The 17368-nt window shown below is 66.6% G+C and carries 14 protein-coding genes; 9 read left to right on the top strand and 5 right to left on the bottom strand.

Going from position 1 to position 17368, the window contains the following annotated elements; all coding sequences use genetic code 11:
• Window positions 1-134 precede the first annotated feature (134 nt).
• The 9 genes from dnaE (at window position 135) to LzC2_RS01050 (ending at window position 13457) form a co-directional block, all read left to right on the top strand.
• Window positions 135-3746, top strand: coding sequence for a DNA polymerase III subunit alpha (gene dnaE / locus LzC2_RS01010; protein WP_171182794.1), 3612 nt, complete (start codon window positions 135-137; stop codon window positions 3744-3746).
• An 11-nt stretch (window positions 3747-3757) separates the two neighbouring features.
• A complete protein-coding gene (locus LzC2_RS01015; protein WP_171182796.1) occupies window positions 3758-4366 on the top strand; it encodes a hypothetical protein in 609 nt (202 codons plus the stop codon).
• 92 nt (window positions 4367-4458) lie between these two features.
• A complete protein-coding gene (bioB, locus tag LzC2_RS01020; RefSeq protein ID WP_171182798.1) occupies window positions 4459-5586 on the top strand; it encodes a biotin synthase BioB in 1128 nt (375 codons plus the stop codon).
• Window positions 5587-5658: 72 nt separating this feature from the next.
• Window positions 5659-7812, top strand: coding sequence for a terpene cyclase/mutase family protein (locus LzC2_RS01025; RefSeq protein WP_171182800.1), 2154 nt, complete (start codon window positions 5659-5661; stop codon window positions 7810-7812).
• Window positions 7813-7872: 60 nt separating this feature from the next.
• Window positions 7873-8649 carry a Uma2 family endonuclease gene (locus LzC2_RS01030; protein ID WP_171182802.1) on the top strand — a complete coding sequence of 259 codons (777 nt, stop codon included), beginning with the start codon at window positions 7873-7875 and terminating at the stop codon, window positions 8647-8649.
• A gap of 55 nt (window positions 8650-8704) precedes the next feature.
• A complete protein-coding gene (locus LzC2_RS01035) occupies window positions 8705-9445 on the top strand; it encodes a 2-phosphosulfolactate phosphatase (protein ID WP_171182804.1) in 741 nt (246 codons plus the stop codon).
• Window positions 9446-9657: 212 nt separating this feature from the next.
• Window positions 9658-11268, top strand: a complete 1611-nt coding sequence (locus tag LzC2_RS01040) for a glycine--tRNA ligase (RefSeq protein WP_206678521.1) — start codon at window positions 9658-9660, stop codon at window positions 11266-11268.
• A gap of 123 nt (window positions 11269-11391) precedes the next feature.
• Window positions 11392-12696, top strand: a complete 1305-nt coding sequence (locus tag LzC2_RS01045; protein ID WP_171182808.1) for a tetratricopeptide repeat protein — start codon at window positions 11392-11394, stop codon at window positions 12694-12696.
• Window positions 12693-13457, top strand: coding sequence for a polyprenol monophosphomannose synthase (locus LzC2_RS01050; RefSeq protein ID WP_171182809.1), 765 nt, complete (start codon window positions 12693-12695; stop codon window positions 13455-13457). Before LzC2_RS01045 ends, LzC2_RS01050 begins: the two co-directional genes overlap by 4 nt.
• 52 nt (window positions 13458-13509) lie before the next feature.
• On the opposite strand, the gene LzC2_RS01055 is transcribed toward LzC2_RS01050, so the two are convergent.
• The 5 genes from LzC2_RS01055 to rpsM form a co-directional block, all read right to left on the bottom strand.
• Window positions 13510-14157, bottom strand: coding sequence for a hypothetical protein (locus LzC2_RS01055; RefSeq protein ID WP_315854480.1), 648 nt, complete (start codon window positions 14155-14157; stop codon window positions 13510-13512).
• Between the two features lie 235 nt (window positions 14158-14392).
• Entirely contained in the window at window positions 14393-15148 is a 756-nt protein-coding gene (locus tag LzC2_RS01060) for a bL17 family ribosomal protein (protein ID WP_171182811.1), read from the bottom strand.
• Window positions 15149-15317: 169 nt separating this feature from the next.
• Window positions 15318-16322 (bottom strand): DNA-directed RNA polymerase subunit alpha, encoded by a 1005-nt coding sequence (locus LzC2_RS01065; protein ID WP_171182813.1) that lies wholly within the window; start codon window positions 16320-16322, stop codon window positions 15318-15320.
• Between the two features lie 196 nt (window positions 16323-16518).
• Window positions 16519-16899 carry a 30S ribosomal protein S11 gene (gene rpsK / locus LzC2_RS01070; protein ID WP_171182815.1) on the bottom strand — a complete coding sequence of 127 codons (381 nt, stop codon included), beginning with the start codon at window positions 16897-16899 and terminating at the stop codon, window positions 16519-16521.
• 74 nt (window positions 16900-16973) lie between these two features.
• A complete protein-coding gene (gene rpsM, locus LzC2_RS01075) occupies window positions 16974-17360 on the bottom strand; it encodes a 30S ribosomal protein S13 (RefSeq protein ID WP_171182817.1) in 387 nt (128 codons plus the stop codon).
• Window positions 17361-17368 lie beyond the last annotated feature (8 nt).

The following is a 17368-nucleotide window of genomic DNA, read 5'->3' on the forward strand; positions in this document are numbered from 1 at the left end:
CGGGGAGACCGGCGCCGACGCGGCGGCTCCCCCGTCGGTCCGTCTGTCGGGCCGATTCGAGATTCCCGGCCGTCACGGACCCCGCCGACCGATACGATGGCCGTTCGTCCACCCATGCCGGAATCGCCCGCCCCGTGTCCGACTCGTCTGCCCAGAACCAGGCCGCCCCGGAGAGCGGCGCCGTCACGCCCCCGTTCGCGCATCTGCACTGTCATACGCACTACAGTTTGCTGGACGGGATGACGAAGATCCCGGAACTGGTGCAGGCGACGAAGGCGTCCGGCATGAACGCCGCGGCGATCACGGACCACGGCAACCTGTACGGGTCGATGGAGTTCTATCACGCCTGTCGGGCGGAGGATATCAACCCGATCCTCGGCATCGAGGCCTATATGGCCCCACGCAGCCGCACGGAGCGCGGCGGGCGGATGAAAGAGTCGAACTTTCACCTGACGCTGCTGGCTCAGAATGCGACCGGCTTTCGCAACCTGGTGCGGATGAGCAGCATCGCCTACACGGAGGGGTTTTATTACAAGCCCCGTATGGATAAAGAACTGCTGGAAGCGCACAGCGAAGGGCTGATCGTCCTCAGCGGGTGCGTCTCCGGCGAACTGTCGCGGCATCTATTGAACGAGCAGCAGGAGGAGGCCGAGAAGCTGTGCCAATGGTACACGGAAGTCTTCGGCGACCGCTTCTATATGGAGATCCAGGACAGCGGCATCCAGATTCAGAAAGACGCGGGCGAGGCGACCGTCGATCTGGCGAACCGCATGGGTCTGCCGTTGGTGGCCACCAACGACAGCCACTACCTTTGCGGCGAGGACGCCGTCGCGCACGACATTTTATTGTGCGTCAATACCCGCAGCGAGCGGAACGATACGAAGCGGATGCGACTGGGTTCGCAGGACTTCTTCGTCAAGTCGCCGGAAGAGATGTATCAGGTCTTCCCGAGCCAGCAGGAGGCCGTCAGGCGCAGCCAGGAGATCGCCGATCGCTGCGATATTCAGCTTGAGGAGAACCCGAAGTATTACCCGGTCTTCAAACCGCCGCGGGAGTTGACGGATACGGAGTATCTGCGGGAGATCTGCGAAAAGGCGATGGTCGAGCGCTACGGCGACGAGGCCACCCAGGCGCACCGCGACCGGCTCGACCTGGAGCTGGGGGTCATCGAATACATGGGGTATTCGAGCTACTTCCTGATCGTGTGGGACTTCGTGGAATTCGCGAAGCGGGAAGGCATTCCCTGCACCGCCCGCGGCTCCGCGGCCGGAGCGATTGTCGCCTTTCTATTGGGCATTTCCGACGTCTGCCCGCTGAAGTACGACCTGCTGTTCGAGCGGTTCCTCGATAAGAGCCGCAAAGAGCCGCCGGATATCGATATCGACTTCTGCCGCGACCGGCGGCAGGCGGTGATCGATTATACCAAGGAGAAATACGGCGAAGACGCCGTCGCCCAGATCGGCACGTTCGGCACGCTCAAAGCCAAGGCCGTGGTGCGAGACGTCGGCCGCGCATTGGGCGTCCCGCTGTCCCGGGTCAACGAGATCGCTAAAGCGGTCCCGGACACGCTCGGGATTAAACTGGCGGAGGCCGTCAAGCAAAGCCCGGAGCTGTCGGACGCCTACAACAACGACCCGCAGATCACGGAGCTGATCGATATCGCTTACCGGCTGGAAGGCCTGGCCCGCAGCGCCGGGACGCACGCAGCCGGCGTGGTGGTGGCGGACCAGCCGCTCAAGGACCTGCTGCCGTTGCAGGTCATCACCGGCAAAGAGGACGTCATCACCCAGTGGGACGGTCCCACCGTCGAGGCGGCGGGGCTGCTTAAAATGGACTTCTTGGGGTTGCGGAACCTCACGATCCTCGACAAGTCCATCAAGAACGTGCTGGCGAGCAACCCGGACTTCGACCTGTCCGTGCTGCAGCAGGTGGACGAGCCGGACGCTAAAACGTACGCCCTGCTGCAACGGGGCGAGACGAAGGGCGTGTTTCAGCTGGAGTCCGGCGGGATGCGGGACCTCCTGACGAAGATGCGGCCCGACAAATTCGCGGACATCATCGCCACCTCCGCCCTCTATCGTCCCGGCCCGCTGGAGGGCGGGATGGTGATGAACTACGTGGACATTAAAAACGGCCGCAAGGAGGTCGCGAAGATTCACCCCCTGGTCGACCCCGTGCTGGCCGACACGTACGGGATCATGGTGTATCAGGAACAGGTCATGCGGATCCTGAACCGGGTCGGCGGCATCGAGTTGGCCAGCGCCTACAAGTGCATTAAGGCGATCTCGAAAAAGAAGCTGGCGATTATCGCCCAGTTCCGGCAGCAGTATATCGACGGCGCCAAAGAGCGCGGCGTGGACGAGTCGGTCGCGGTCAACCTGTTCGAGCTAATCGAGAAGTTCGCCGGGTATGGCTTTAACAAGTCGCACAGTACCGCCTACGGGCTGATCGCCTATCAAACGGCCTACCTGAAGGCGCATTATCCGGTCGAGTTCATGGCCGCCCTGCTCTCCTGCGGGATGGAGAGCAGCGACCGGATCACGGAACACGTCGAGGACGCCCGTCGCCAGGACATCGAGGTGCAGCCGCCGGACGTGAACCGCAGCAACGTGGAATTCTCGGTGGCGCCCCTTGACGACGGGAAACCGGGGATCACCTTCGGCCTCGGCGCGGTGAAGGGGCTGGGGCTGTCCGCGATGCACGCCCTGGTGGCGGAACGCGAGGCGAACGGCCCCTATAAAGATATCTTCGACATCACCGAGCGGGTCGATCCCGGACACCTGAACCGCTCCGCATTGGAGATCCTGATTAAATGCGGGGCGCTGGACCTGCTCGGACCGACGCGGGCCCAGCACTCCGCGGTGGTCGATCGGGCGGTGCAGGCCGCGGCGAATAAGGCCCGCGACGCCGCCGCGGGACAGGCCAGCCTGTTCGGCGGGGAGGAAGAGGCCGACGACGCCCCCGAGGTCGCCGCGAGCTTCCCCGACGTGCCCGACTGGAACCGGGCGACGAAGCTCGCCCATGAGAAAGAGGTCTTCGGCTTCTATCTGACCAGTCATCCCCTCACCGAAGCGGGCGACATTATCACCAAGTTCGCCACCGCCACGACGCGGGAGCTGGGCGAGGCGGAGGACGGCGTGGAGGTGTGCGTCGGCGGGATGGTCGGCGCCATCAAAAAGGCCCGCACGAAAAAGCCCTCCCGCAACAATAATTCGGACTACGTCATGTTCGACTTCGAGGACGCCGAGGGCTGCGTGCGGTGCATCATGTGGCCGGAGGACTACGCCCGTCAGGGGCAGCTCGTGGAAGCCGAGGCGGTCCTCTATGTGAAGGGCAAAGTGGATCGCCGCGGCCGGGAGCCGAACCTGATCGTCAATCGCCTGATGACGCCGGACGACGCCATCAAGGAACACACCCGCCAGCTCGCGGTGAAGTTTCAGAAGGGCCTGCACGCGGACGCCGAACTGGCCCGGGTGCGGGAGATCCTCGGCCGATATCCCGGCGAGACGGACGTGGTCGTGCTGGTGGACACCGGCTCCGCGGAAGCCCTCACGGGCGGGGCGGGGGAGGCGAACGGCGAAACCGAAGCGGTCCGCACACGGTATCGTATCTCGACGCCCGGCCACCTGCGGGTCTCCTGCGGCCCGGGCCTGCGGCGGGAGTTGATCGAGGTGATGGGCGAACAGCACTTGCACTTCTGGAGTCCGCCGGTGCGACGTAGAACTCCTTCGCCCAGCATGAACTGACGGACCGCCCGATGCCCCGCCCCCGCCTCCGCCCCGCGATCTCCCGCTGGATCTGTTCGTTCCCGGCCTGCCTGGCCGTGACGGCGCTCGCCGGGCTGCTCTCGGGCTGCGGGGCCGACGAAAAGCCGGCGGCATCCGTCGAGAGACCGCCCGCCGATCCCGCCCCGGTGCGGGTGGCCGCGGCGGGCGATGAGTTCGTGCTCCCCGTCCCCCCGCCGCTTCAGGAGCAAGGGGCGGCGCCGGCTTCGGTGGTCGACCGCCTCCCCGGCACCTACACCCGCGAGAGTTACGGAACGCGGACGCTGACGGTGCGGGACGACGGCACCGCGACGATGAAGGTGGACGTCGACCCGCTCTATCAATGGATGGCCGGGGCGAAAACGATCACGGTTCAGATCGACTGGGAATTGACGGACGCCGGCACCGACGAGAACCCCGGCGTGCATTTCGAGAGCGTCTCCGGCACGCCGAAGGAATCGTTCGAGTCCGTCACGAGCCTGTTCGGCAGCGAACGCGACTGGACGATCACCTCCGCGGACGACGAGTCGCTGGTGCTGTTCAGCCCCGAGGACGAAGAGACGGAAATTTGGACCCGCATCACGGACGAAAGCGCCGGTTGAGAGCGGGTCGCGGGGCCATGTCCCCGACTCGAACGACGCGGCGGGGGGCGGGGGGTGAAGGGCAATCGGTCCGGCGGTACGATTCCGCGGCTATGAGCCACGCCGCCGCCTACGAATCGTTCGCCGACACCGCCCTCGCCGGGGATTCGCTCTCTCGGGAGGACGCCAAGAGCGTCCTGAACGCATCGGACGCCGACCTGCTCGGCCTGATGCACGCCGCGTTTCGCGTGCGGCGGGCGCATTTCGGCACGAAGGTTCAGCTGTATTACCTGAAGAACGCCAAGAGCGGACTGTGCCCGGAGGACTGCCGGTACTGCTCGCAGGGGCGTGATTCCTCCGCGGCGATCGACAAGTACCCGATGCTCTCCGCCGACCGGTTACTCGCCGGCGCCGCGGACGCCGCGAAAGCGGGAGCGAAGACCTACTGCATCGTCGCCAGCGGCCGCGGCCCGTCGAACCGCGAGGTGAAGCACGTCGCCGACGTGGCGACCCGCATCAAGCAGGAGCACGGCCTGCACATCTGCGCCTGCCTGGGCCTGCTGAAAGAGGGACAGGCGGAGGTGCTGAAGGCCGGGGGCGTGGACCGCATCAACCACAACCTCAACACCGGCCGCGGCAATCACGACGAGGTCGTCACGACCCACACTTACGACGACCGCCTCGCCACGCTCAAGAAGGCCCGCGAGGCCGGGTTGGAGCTGTGCAGCGGGCTGATCGTGGGCATGGGCGAATCGAGCGACGACCTGATCGACGCCGCCCACGAGCTGCGAGAACTGCAGGCCGAGAGCGTGCCGATCAACTTCCTGCACGCGATCGACGGCACGATGTTCGAGAAGCGGCGGGAACTCGACCCGCGGTACTGCTTGAAAGTGCTGGCGCTGTATCGCTTCCTGTTGCCGACCGCCGAACTGCGGGTCGCCGGCGGTCGCGAGGTAAATCTCCGCAGCCTGCAACCGCTGGCGTTGTACGCGGCGAACAGCCTGTTCGTCTCCGACTACCTCACCACCGCCGGGCAGGCGGCGAGCGAGGATCACAAGATGATCGAAGACCTCGGCTTCGAGGTCGTCCTGTCCGGCGTGGAAAGCGACGCGGAGTTCGCCGAACCCGAGAGCGCCGCCGGCGAGCCGGGGGGTTTATCCCCCCAAACCGATGAGGGAAGTCCTGCGGCCGGCGCCTGTGAAACGAGCGGCGCCGGCGTCCCCGCGGCTTGCGGGGTCTGACGCGCCCCGCCTATCGTCCGGGACGCTTCGCCGCACTTTGCGGGTTCGCCCCTCGTTCCTCACCGGCCCGTCGTGCTCTCGCACCGCTTCGCCGACGCCCTCGCCGGCCCCGCCGTCGTCCCTGATACCATGCGCACCGCGTACCGCGGCGACGGCGTCGGTGCGACCGTCGCCAAGGCGCGGGACGCCCTGCTGTCCCTGCAACACGAGGACGGCCACTGGTGCGGCGAATTGGAGGGCGACAGCATCCTCCAAAGCGAATACCTCTGCCTGCTCGCCTGGCTCGGCCGCGAGCGAACCGAAGGGGCGAAGGCGGTCGCCCGTCACCTGCTGAATCAACAGGAGCCGGGCGGGTGGTGGGGCCAGTTCCCAGGGGCCCCGATCGACGTCTCCGCCACGGTGAAGGCGGTGTTGGCGCTGCGGGCGGTCTATCGCGACGGCGACGGACCGGCCGATTTGGAAGCGCGGTTGGACGCGGCGAAGCGGGCGACGCTCGCCGCCGGCGGGGCGGAACGGGTCAACAGCTTCACCCGGTATTACCTCGCGCTGCTGGGGCAGATCGCATATCGGCAGTGCCCGGCGGTGCCGCCGGAGTTGATGTTGGTCCCCGGTTTCAGCCCGCTGAACCTCTCCGAGATGAGCGCCTGGAGCCGCACCATCGTGGTGCCGCTTTCGCTCTTGTGGGCCACCCAACCTTCAAAGGATCTCCCCGCGGCGGGGATCGACATCGCCGATCTGTTCGTGAACGGGCCGGAGAATCTCCCCCTGGCGATGCCCCGCTGCGAAGCGGTTGAACGGTCTCTCGATCAAGGGAAACAGGGCGGGACGAAAGTCGATTGGCACCGCTTCTTCTACCGGTTGGACCGCATCTACAAAGCCGCCGACGCCGTCCGCTTCCGCCCGCTGCGACGGATCGCGGTCAAGAAGGCGGAGCGGTGGATTCTCGACCGCCTCGTCGATAGCGACGGTCTGGGGGCGATCTTCCCGCCGATCGTCTGGACGATCGTCGGGCTGAAGTGTCTGGGCTATGCGGAAGACTCCCCGGAAGTCGCCGGGCAGTTGGAGGAGTTGGAGCGGCTCAAGCTCACCGACCTCGACGACGACGGCCGCACCGTCACCCGGTTGCAACCCTGCAAAAGCCCGGTGTGGGACACCGCGATCGCGACGATCGCCCTGCGGGAAAGCGGCCTCCCGCCGCACCACCCGGCAGTCCGGAAGTCCGCGGGCTGGCTGTTGGATCGAGAGATTCGCACCCCCGGCGATTACTCCGCGCGGCGGCCGAAGTTGGAGCCGTCCGGCTGGTGCTTTGAATATCGCAATCGGTTCTACCCGGACACCGACGACACCTGCATGGTGTTGATGGCCCTGGCCCGCTGCCTGCCCGCCGGCAGCGGCACGGACTGGAGCGCCGACATCTGCTTCAGCGACGATCCCGAAGGCGGCGAGGACGACCGCACCGTGATCGCGGGCCGCGACGTCGATTCGCATACGGCGCTCCGCGACGTGACGGCGGCGGCCCCGCTGACGGCGGCGATCCGGCGGGGGGTCAACTGGCTGATCGGCATGCAGAACCGTGACGGCGGTTGGGGCGCGTTCGACGTGGATAACACCCGCGAACTGTTTTGCCGCGTCCCGTTCGCCGATCACAATGCAATGATCGACCCCAGCACGGCGGACCTCACCGCCCGGATGCTGGAGCTGTTCGGCCTGCTGGGCATCCCGGGCGACAAACCGTTTATGAAGCGGGCGATCGACTACGTCAGCGACGCTCAGGAAACGGACGGCAGCTGGTACGGCCGCTGGGGCGTCAATTACTTCTATGGAACCTGGCAGGGGCTGATGGGCCTGGGAGCGTTGAAGGTTCGCTCCGAGGACGCCCGGGTCCGCCGGGCGGTGCAGTGGCTCAAGAGCGTGCAACAGCCCTCCGGCGGCTTCGGCGAAAGCCCGGCGAGCTACGACTATCCCACCTCCAAAGGCCGCGGCGAACCGACGGCCAGCCAGACGGCGTGGGCGTTGATGGGTCTGATCGCCGCCGGCGACGCCCGCACCCCCGCCGCCCGCCGCGCCGCCGGTTGGCTTCGAGACAACCAGAACCTCGATGGAACCTGGACCGAACCCCAGTTCACCGGCACCGGCTTCCCCAGCGTCTTTTATCTGCGTTACCACCTCTACAGTCTCTATTTCCCCCTCATCGCCCTGAGTCGCTGGGAACGGGCGGTGCGATGAGCATTTCGCGCCGGCGGCGGCTTGTTCGCTAAACTACGTTCATTCCTCGGATGACGATCCATGAACGCAGCCCTCGCCAAACCGCCGGTTCGCCTCCCGCAGTCGGCCTCTATGCAAGGGAGGACTCCGCCCGACCTGCATCTCCCAGGCGTGGGCGCCGACGGTGACGGTCTGACAGTGCCCGGGTCGGCACTGGCGGAATTCGAAGCGTTCCGGGCGTGGAAGCTGTCGGATGCCTGCCCCGCCTGGGGGAAGTTTGAATGGATTGGGAATCGTCCTCGCCTCGAAGTCATGCCTGAATCGCTATTCACCCATGGCACGACGAAAACCGACATCGTCCGCGTGCTTGGGAACCTGATCGCCGAACAAGAACTAGGCTTCGCCTTCACTGACAGCACGAGCGTCGTCTCCCCCGACGGCGCCGAGCGGCGGACGCTATGCGAGCCGGACTTTGTGTTTCTCTCTCACGAAGCCATTACCGACGGTCGTGTGACGCTCACCCCGAAAGTCGGCCGGGAAGGGGATTTCACCGAAATCGTCGGCCCCCCCGAGGTCGTGATCGAGGTCCGCAGTGATTCCTCCACCCGCAAAGACACCGTCGAATTGCCGGGGGATCTGTTCGCATTGGGCGTGAGGGAATACTGGCTGGCCGACGCCCGCACCGATCCCCCGGGCCTCCTCATTCACGCCCGCGGCGAAGATGGCTTTGAGCCCATTGCCGCGGATGATGATGGCTTTGCCGTCAGCGCGACGTTCGGCCGACGATATCGATTGGAAACCCAAACGAGCCGAAGCGGTATTCGGCAAACGCGCTTGATCGAAGCCCCAGCGAATTGACCCGAGCGGCGCCGGCCGCCTGTCGGCCGTTCGAGGTCGGGGCTAATCTGCGGCCATGCCCCGCCCGATCCACGTACATTTCGTCCCGGCTCTGTTCACCCCGGACATGCTGGCGGGCGGAACGGCGGTGGTGATCGACGTGCTGCGGGCCAGCACGACCGTTTGTCACGCCCTGCACGCCGGCGCCGATCGCGTCGTGCCCTGCGGGTCGGTGGAGGACGCCCGCGAGACCGCCGCGGCGCTGCGGGCGAAGGGCGAAGCGGCCCTGTTGGGCGGGGAGCGGATGTGCGTGAAGGTCGACGGGTTCGACCTCGGCAACTCCCCCGTCGAGTACACGGCGGAGACCGTCGGCGGCAAACCGGTCGTCCTCACCACGACCAACGGCACCGCGGCGCTGTTCCGCTGCCTGGAAGCTCGGGAGGTGCTGGTCGGCTCCTTCGCGAATCTCTCAGCGCTGTGCGAACGCCTCGCCGGGGGGGACGGAAGGGTGAATCTGGTCTGTGCGGGGACGGATCGCAACCTCACCGCGGAGGATGCGTTGTTCGCCGGTCGCGTGGCGAACCGACTCGTTGAGGCCGGGTCCGGCACGCTGGACCACCACGACGCCGACCCCGCCCGCTTGGCGGCGACGTTCGCTACGGCGAACCCGGAGACCGCCGCCGTGCTGCACGACAGCCGAGGCGGTCGGAACCTCGCCCGATTGGGACGGGAAAGCGACATCGAGGTCTGCGCGGCGGCCGATTCCGCCCCCGTCGTGCCCCGGCTGACGGGCGACGCGCTGCGTCCGGTTTCGTAGTCTCCCCGCAAGAATCCCGGGTGGCATGCCTTCCCCGCGGCGGAGCGTGCGTCGGCCGATCGGTCTGCGTCGCCGCCGCGGGGTCGGCATGGGAGCGACGTCGGTCTCACAGAGGCCGCGGGGTCGCTCTTCATGCTCACCCGCCTGCACTCTGCTCCGCTCCGTTCCGGCGTGAGAGCATGCCACCCGAGTCGTTTCGAACGCACAGCACAATGTCGAAGTCCATGGACGATATCACCTCGCTCGCCAAGCGGCGGGGGTTCGTGTTTCAGGACTCCGACATCTACGGCGGTCAGCAGGGTTTCTGGGATTACGGCCCGCTGGGCACGCTGCTGAAGCGGAACGTCCGCGACGCCTGGTGGCGTGACGCCGTCAGCGAGCACAACGAACTGATCGCCCCCGCGGGCGCCCCGGAAGCGTTTCAGATGGTCGGCGTGGAGACGGCGATCATCATGCACCCGCGGGTCTGGAAATCCTCGGGGCACTACGACCTGTTCCACGACTTCATGGCGGACTGCAAAGGCTGCAAAGCCCGCTTCCGCACCGACCAGGTCGCCGTGTGCGCGGCCGTCACCGCCGGCGGGGAGGTCGCCGCGGCGGAAGCCTTCATGCCGACGGACGAGACTCCCAACCTCTCCAAAACAAAGCAAAAACGCCTCGATAAGAAGACCGGCGAGGGCGGCGAAGTCATCCGCACCGACTTGCAGGCGTTCACGAAACGCTTCCCGGACGCTCCCCTGCCGAACTGCCCGACCTGCGGCGGCGATCTGACGGAGCCGCGAGAGTTCAACCTGATGTTTAAAACGACCCTCGGGGCGCTGGGCGGCGAGGACGACGCGGCGTTCCTGCGGCCGGAGACGGCTCAGGGGATGTTCGTGAACTATAAGAACGTGCTCGACAGCTCCCGGGTGAAGCTGCCGTTCGGGATCTGTCAGGTCGGCAAGAGCTTCCGCAACGAGATCACTCCGCGGAACTTCACCTTCCGCAGCCGTGAATTCGAGCAGATGGAGATTGAATTCTTCTGCCGCCCGGACGCTTCCGATCAGTGGTATCAGTACTGGCGCGACCGCCGCTTCCGCTGGTACACCGACCACGGCATCAGCGAATCGAACCTCATCCTGCGGGAGCACCATCAGGAGGAACTGGCCCACTACTCCGTGGGCACCGCGGATATCGAATATAAATTCCCGTTCCTCGCCGAGGGCGAATACGGCGAACTGGAAGGCGTCGCCCATCGCGGGGACTTCGACCTCCGCAGTCATTCCGAAGGCAAGCTGGTCAACCGCGACGGCAAGCTGGAAGTGGAACTGGGTGAGGACGGCAAGCCGAAACATCCCGGCAGCGGGAAGTCGCTCGATTACTTCGACGCGGAGACCAAGGAGAAGTTCGTTCCGCACGTCATCGAACCCAGCGCCGGCGCCGACCGGGCCACGCTGGCCTTCCTCTGCGAAGCCTACGAGGTGGACGAGGCGCCGGACGAGAAGGGCAAGATGCAGTCCCGCACCGTGCTGCGGTTCCATCCGAAGATCGCCCCGGTGAAGGCCGCCGTCTTCCCGCTGGTCAAAAAGGACGGCATGCCGGAGAAGGCCGCGGAGATCTACGGCGCCCTCAAACGCGCCGGCCTCGAGGTCGCCTACGATCAGCAGGGCGCCGTCGGACGCCGTTACCGGCGCCAGGACGAGATCGGCACGCCGGTCTGCGTCACGGTCGACGGCGAAACGCTCGAGAACGGCACCGTGACCGTCCGCGACCGCGACACGCTCGAACAGTCCCGCATCCCGGCGAACGAGGTGACCGCCTTCGTGCAGGACAAAATCGGCTGATCGAAACGGTTTTAGAACCGGTCCGAGGATTTGGGCGCCCGGCGCGGGTGGGGGTCGCACCGATTGCTTGTGCCTCCTCCAACGGTGAAAATAGAGCCTCATTCCTCAGAACGGTCGCCGGAAATGTCTCCCCTCACCCAGTTCCGGCCGCTCCTCGCCGCAGCGGCCTTATCAGCGGTCGGCTTCTGCGCATCCGCAGAGACGGCCGCGGCGCAGGGGACCGGCATCACCGGCTCCTTGCCGGACAGCCATCCCATGAAGGACGGCGGCACCGGCGAGGGACCGTTCGGGGCCACCGGCTCCTTCACCCGCTCCGGCGGCGGCATCGGAGGGATCGGCTCCGGCGGCCTTCGCGGCGGCTTCGGCGGAAGGGGATATCTCGGCGGTTCCCGGTTCGGCTATGGAAACTATTACGGCTTCGGAAACTACTACGGATACGGCGGGGGGGCCGCTTACTACCCCTACGGCATCGGGTCGTACGCCAACCCGGTCGTGGGGCTGAATCAGGGCGGCGCCTACCTCGTGCCCGGTCCGGTGCCGTATTACGGCCTCGGTTACGGCGGCTACGGATATGGGCTGGGCAATAATTACCTCGGCTATCCGGCGTACGGCGGGCGGTACACGAACTACGGCGGCAACCCCAACGCCTTCACGATGGGTCCGCACCGCAACTCGGGCGCCGGCTTCAACTCCGGATTCAACGGCGCCGGTTTGGACGTCGCCGGGCCGGCGGTCGGCCCGCTCGGCGCCGGGCCGAACCCGGCGTTGGACGAAGCGTTCCGCGAGCAGGCCGATCGCTGGCGGGCGCCGATCGATCTCGGCGACGCCGGCCCGCTTCCCGGCGTCCCCCGGCCCGCGGATGAACGGGAACTCGCCGAAGCCCTCCGCGATGAACGAGCGGCTGACGAAGCGTTCTCCCGACTCGATTATCGCAAGGCTCTCACCCTCTATCGCCGGGCCGCGGACGTCGCCCCGACGCGCGGCGAGCCGCTCTACAAATCCGCCTTCGCTCGCATCGCCCTCGGTCAGTTTGCCGCCGCGGGCGAGGAGCTGCGGCGGGCGGTCGCATTGAATCCCGCCCTGCCCACGACCGGACCGACCCTGCGGGAGATGTTCGGGCCGGATCACTCCATCGCTCGGACCGCGGCGTTGGGCGGAGTGGCGGAACATGCCCGTGCGGACGTCCGCGATCCGGATCGGCTGTTCCTGCTCGGCGCGGCGATGCACGCCAACGGCGACGACCGCGCCCGCGAGATCTTTGAAGCCGCCTGGCGGCTCACCGGCGGTCGCCCCCACCTCCGGCCGTATCTCGATCCGGTCAAAGTGAACTTCGGCTCCCCCGCCGGCTCCCCCGCTGATCTGGCTCCCCTCGCGGCGCCGGCGCCGGCGGAGAGCCCCGCGTCCGATGCCGACGAGCCGACCGTTTGAGCGATGTTCCGGCCGAAGGCGCCGCCCCTGTTCTCGCGGCGCGGGCCGATCGCATTCAGGTGGTGCTGTGTACATATAACGAACGGGAGAACGTCCCCGACCTCGCCGCCGCGATTCTCGCGGTCGATGATCGGTTGGATGTGCTCGTGGTCGACGACGATTCGCCTGACGGCACCGCCGCCGCGGTGGAGGAACGCTTCACGGAGAACCCTCGGGTCTCAGTCTCGGTGCGGCAGCACGAACGAGGCCTGGGCAGCGCCACGCTCGCCGGACTGCGGGCCGCTCTCGCCGACGGCTACGGCGCTGTCGTCACGATGGACGCCGACTGGTCGCATCACCCCCGCCATCTCCCGGCGCTGCTGGCTGTGCTGGAGACCCACGAAATGGCGATCGGCAGCCGCTACGTCCCCGGCGGGGCCATTGAAGGCTGGCCGCTGAAGCGACTTGTGATGAGCCGTGCGATCAACATCTACAGTCGCGCGCTGCTGGGTTTGACACAGCGTGATTGCAGCGGCGCCTATCGCGCGTTCCGACGCGAACTGTTGAACCGTGTCGACTTCGAGGCGATCCGCTCGACCGGCTACTCCTTCATGGAAGAGTTTCTCTACCGCTGCGTCGCCGCGGGGGCGACCGTTGCGGAAACGCCGGTCACGTTTACGGATCGCGCGATCGGCCACTCGAAGATCAACGGACGCGAAGCGATCGCCGCCCTGTGGACGCTCGGCGGGGTCGGTCGAGATCGGCTTTTCCGCCGCGGTTGATCGCTGGTCAGCGGGGCGCCGGAGAGGGAAGCGAGAGACTGAAGGCTTCGCTCTACCCGCGACCCACCGGGATCAATTTCGGAATCGGCAGCTTCAATCCCACCACCGCCCCGTGCCGGGACTGAAGATCGCGGAACCGGCTGTTCAGAAAGCGATCCACCCAACCCGGCGGACCGGCTTCGAGGTAACGCTCGGCGAGCACCGCCATCTCGGCGTCGTACTGCGCCTGCGAGTGCGAATGGGCATAGCAGCGGCCGGGAAACCGACGGATATCGCCGTCGAACGCCGGGCTGACGTGGTGCAACTCGTGCAGCACCGTGGTCAGCTTCTCCTTCGGCACGTGGTCCAGAAACCGCGGGAGATAGAACGTGAGCACGTACAGCAGTTCGACCTCGCCGTCGTGCAGCGTCGGGGCCGCGTAGGTCACGCCGCGACGCACCGTCGTCGCCGAGCCGCCCTCGAATCGCAGCGGGGTCAGCTTGGCCTGCAAGCCGTGCGGCACCCGCTTCTTGGCCTGGGCGAACGTCACCGCGACCCGACGCATGTCGATATGCGCAAACTCCGGCAGCGAATCGCACACGTCCTCGCACAACCGCCGCATCGTCAACGTGAAGTCGAACGGTTCCGACTGCTTCGATCCCTGAACCGCGGACCGGGCGGCACGATCGACCCGCAGGCGGCGACGCGGGGGAGGAGACACGGCAAACGCTCGACGAACGCGGGGCGGGGCGTAGTTTAGCAACGTCCCCCACCATCGCGCGAACCCGGATCGCGGCGCCGGGCGCCCCCCTCTCCGGACAGACCCGGCCGAGCCCGGCGTGCGGACGACAGAACGCTTGCCCGGATCGAATGTCGCGTGATCTCCAACGCGAAGCGTCCCGGACCCTGAGGGGATCCGGGACGCGGGCGACGTCGGCTGAGAGTCGTCGACGATTTCAGTCCTTCGGCAGGGAGCCGTCCGGTTCGTTCCGCGGCTGCTCGTCGGCCGCGGCGCCGGCGGCGGCTTCGCCTTCGGCGGTCTCCGGAGCTTCCGGCGGGGGGCCGGAGGCGTCCGCGTCGTCGCTGGGCGGTTCGGTCGACTCTTCAGCGGTCGTCTCATCGGCGACGACCTTCGGCGCGTCGTCGCGGACCACGGGGGCGGTCCGCTTCTTGCCGGAGCGGCTGCGAGCGTCCGATTCACCGACGAATTCGATCATCGCCTGCTCGCCGCCGTCGCCCAACCGCCGAGCGGCCAGACGGACGATGCGGGTGTAGCCGCCGGGGCGGTTCTCGAACCGATCGGCCAGTTCCTCGAACAGGATGTCGACCGCTTCGTCATCCCGCAGCCGGCTGAACGCCCGGCGACGCAAGGCGACGTACGGCGCCCGGGCCGCGGTCCAGTTCCGCCAACCTTCGCCCTCACGCCACTCCTTGTACTCCGCGGAGCCTCTCTCCGCCGTCGTGGCGAACTCTTCCGCCTTGGCGGCGGCGATCTTCGCCTTCTTGCCGATCGTGATCAGCTTCTCCAGGAACGGACGCAGCTCCTTGGCCTTCGGCGTGGTCGTCACGATCCGGCCGCTGACCAACGGGGCGCCGGGCTCGTCCGGGTCGATCCGCAGGGTGCGAATCAGGCTGCACGCCATGTTCTTGAACATGGCCTTGCGGTGCGAGGCGTTCCGGCCGAGTTTGCGGCCACGCATGCGGTGACGCATGGGAGAGCTTTCGTCTGAGGTTCAGGGGGAGGGAAGGGAACCCGGCTCAAAGGGAGAGCGCGGGTTGGGGTCCGGGGCGAACGATTCGCCCCGACCGATCGGCCGGTGGACTTCAAGCAATAACGCTGAGGCCCGGCCGGGCCTCAGCGTTACGAAACGAATCAGTGAATCAGGTGCGGGCCGGGACGCGCATCCCGAGTCGCAGGCCGTGCTGCTGGAGTTGCTCGCGGACCTCGACGAGGGTCGTCTCGCCGAAGTTGCGGACCTGAAGCAGCTCGTCTTCGTTCTTGCTGACGAGATCGCGGACGCTGTTGATGCCTTCGCTCTCGAGGCAGTTCGTCGCCCGGACGCTCAGTTCCAGCTCGGCGAGGCTCATATTGAGCTTCTCTTCCAACTCCTGATCGACGGGGCTGTAGCCAGTCTCGTCCATCATCCGCCGCAGGCCGCTCTCCGGCGGCATCAGCGGGCCGGGCTCGCGGTAGTTGATGAACGGGTTGAGGTGCTTGCGAAGGATCTTGGAGGCTTCGACCAGCGCCATCTCCGGGGTGATGGTGCCGTCGGTCCAGACTTCCAGGATCAGCCGGTCGTAGTTCGTCCGCTGACCGACGCGCGTCTCTTCGATCCGATAACGCACGCGCGTCACCGGGCTGAAGATGGCGTCCAGCGGGATCGTGCCGGGTTCCGGATCCCGCTCGTAAAACTCGGCCGCCTGCACGTAGCCGCGACCGTTGTTGACGGCCATCTCCGCGACGAAGGAGACGTCCTCGGTCAGCGTGGCGATGTGCAGGTCGGTGTTGACGACGTGCACCTGATCGTCGCCGATCACGTCCGCCCCGGTCACCGGGCCGGCGCCGTGCTTCTCGATCCGCAGAACCTTCTCAGCCGGGCTGTGGTTCTTGACGACGAGGCTCTTGAGGTTCAGGCAGATATCCGTGACGTCTTCAAGGACGCCGGGGATCGTGCTGAACTCGTGCTGGACTCCCTGCAGCTTCACCTTGCTGACCGCCGAGCCTTCGAGGCTGGAGAGCAGAATGCGGCGGAGGCTGTTGCCGATCGTGTGGCCGAAGCCTCGCTCAAACGGCTCGACGTGGAACGCGCAGTAAGTATCAGTCAGCGTCTCCCGATCGGAAGTAACACTGCTGGGGAGTTCGAGGCCGCGCCAGCGGATACGCATAAAATCAAGACCTGGGTGGGGTCGGCGGGGGGCGGGCCGCCGGCGGTCCTCACATTGACCGACCGGACGGGAATCGCCGCGGACCCCTCGCGGAGCCGCGGCGAGCAACGAAGCGGGCCGAATCCCTGGCCTCGCTCATGCGTCCGCGGCGGCTCGACCCGGACCAAGCGGGAGCGAGCGGCGAACGCGGGGGCCGTCAGACGCGCCGCTTCTTGGGCGGGCGACAGCCGTTATGCGGCAGGGGAGTTACGTCCTCGATGCTCTTGATCGACAGCCCCGGAATTTGCAGACCGGTGATCGCGGACTCACGGCCGCTGCCGGGGCCCTTCACCTTGACCTCCATCTCTTTGACGCCGAACTTCGCCGCCCGCTCCGCACAGCTCTCCGCGGCCCGCTGGGCGGCGTAGGGCGTGCTCTTGCGAGAACCCTTGAAGTTCATCGTTCCGGCGGTCGCCCAGCACAACACGTCGCCGTTGGTGTCGGCGATCGTCACCGTGGTGTTATTGAACGTCGCCTTGATGTGGGCCACGGCCCGACTGACGTTGCGACGGACGCGTTTGCGTTTGACTTTTGCCACGGGTGCGGGACTGAGCTGCTAAATCGAGGGGAGGAGAAACGAACGCGACCGAACTGCGGACCGGGTCGAACGACCTAGTGCCGCATGTCCTTAACACCCTTCTTGCCGGCAACGGTCTTCTTGCCGCCCTTGCGAGTCCGGGCGTTGGTCTGGGTCCGCTGACCGCGAACCGGAAGGCCGCGGCGATGCCGAATACCGCGGTAACAGCCGATCTCACGCAGGCGAGAGATATCCCCGGCAACCTGACGCCGCAGAGCGCCCTCGATCGTGTACGACTTATCGAGCAGGTTGTTGATCTGGGAAATCCCCTCTTCGCCGATCTCGCCCGCCTTGACGCGCGGATCCAACTCCAGCTGATCGCAGATCTGAATCGCCGTATGCCGGCCGATGCCGTACAGATAGGTCAGCGAGACGAACGCGGGCTTGTCGTTCGGAATGTCGACGCCCTGGATACGCGGCATAACTTCGA

The sequence above is a fragment of the Alienimonas chondri genome, from assembly GCF_013036045.1.
In the GTDB taxonomy this organism is placed as follows: Bacteria; Planctomycetota; Planctomycetia; order Planctomycetales; family Planctomycetaceae; genus Alienimonas; species Alienimonas chondri.

What these genes read in the sequence shown, in the direction of transcription:
- rpsM (WP_171182817.1), bottom strand. Translation starts at nt 17,360, where the DNA reads ATGCCGCGTATCCAGGGCGTCGACATTCCGAACGACAAGCCCGCGTTC.
- LzC2_RS01065 (WP_171182813.1), bottom strand. Translation starts at nt 16,322, where the DNA reads ATGCGTATCCGCTGGCGCGGCCTCGAACTCCCCAGCAGTGTTACTTCC.
- LzC2_RS01060 (WP_171182811.1), bottom strand. Translation starts at nt 15,148, where the DNA reads ATGCGTCACCGCATGCGTGGCCGCAAACTCGGCCGGAACGCCTCGCAC.
- bioB (WP_171182798.1), top strand. Translation starts at nt 4,459, where the DNA reads ATGAGCCACGCCGCCGCCTACGAATCGTTCGCCGACACCGCCCTCGCC.
- LzC2_RS01045 (WP_171182808.1), top strand. Translation starts at nt 11,392, where the DNA reads ATGTCTCCCCTCACCCAGTTCCGGCCGCTCCTCGCCGCAGCGGCCTTA.
- LzC2_RS01015 (WP_171182796.1), top strand. Translation starts at nt 3,758, where the DNA reads ATGCCCCGCCCCCGCCTCCGCCCCGCGATCTCCCGCTGGATCTGTTCG.
- LzC2_RS01035 (WP_171182804.1), top strand. Translation starts at nt 8,705, where the DNA reads ATGCCCCGCCCGATCCACGTACATTTCGTCCCGGCTCTGTTCACCCCG.
- LzC2_RS01030 (WP_171182802.1), top strand. Translation starts at nt 7,873, where the DNA reads ATGAACGCAGCCCTCGCCAAACCGCCGGTTCGCCTCCCGCAGTCGGCC.
- LzC2_RS01040 (WP_206678521.1), top strand. Translation starts at nt 9,658, where the DNA reads ATGTCGAAGTCCATGGACGATATCACCTCGCTCGCCAAGCGGCGGGGG.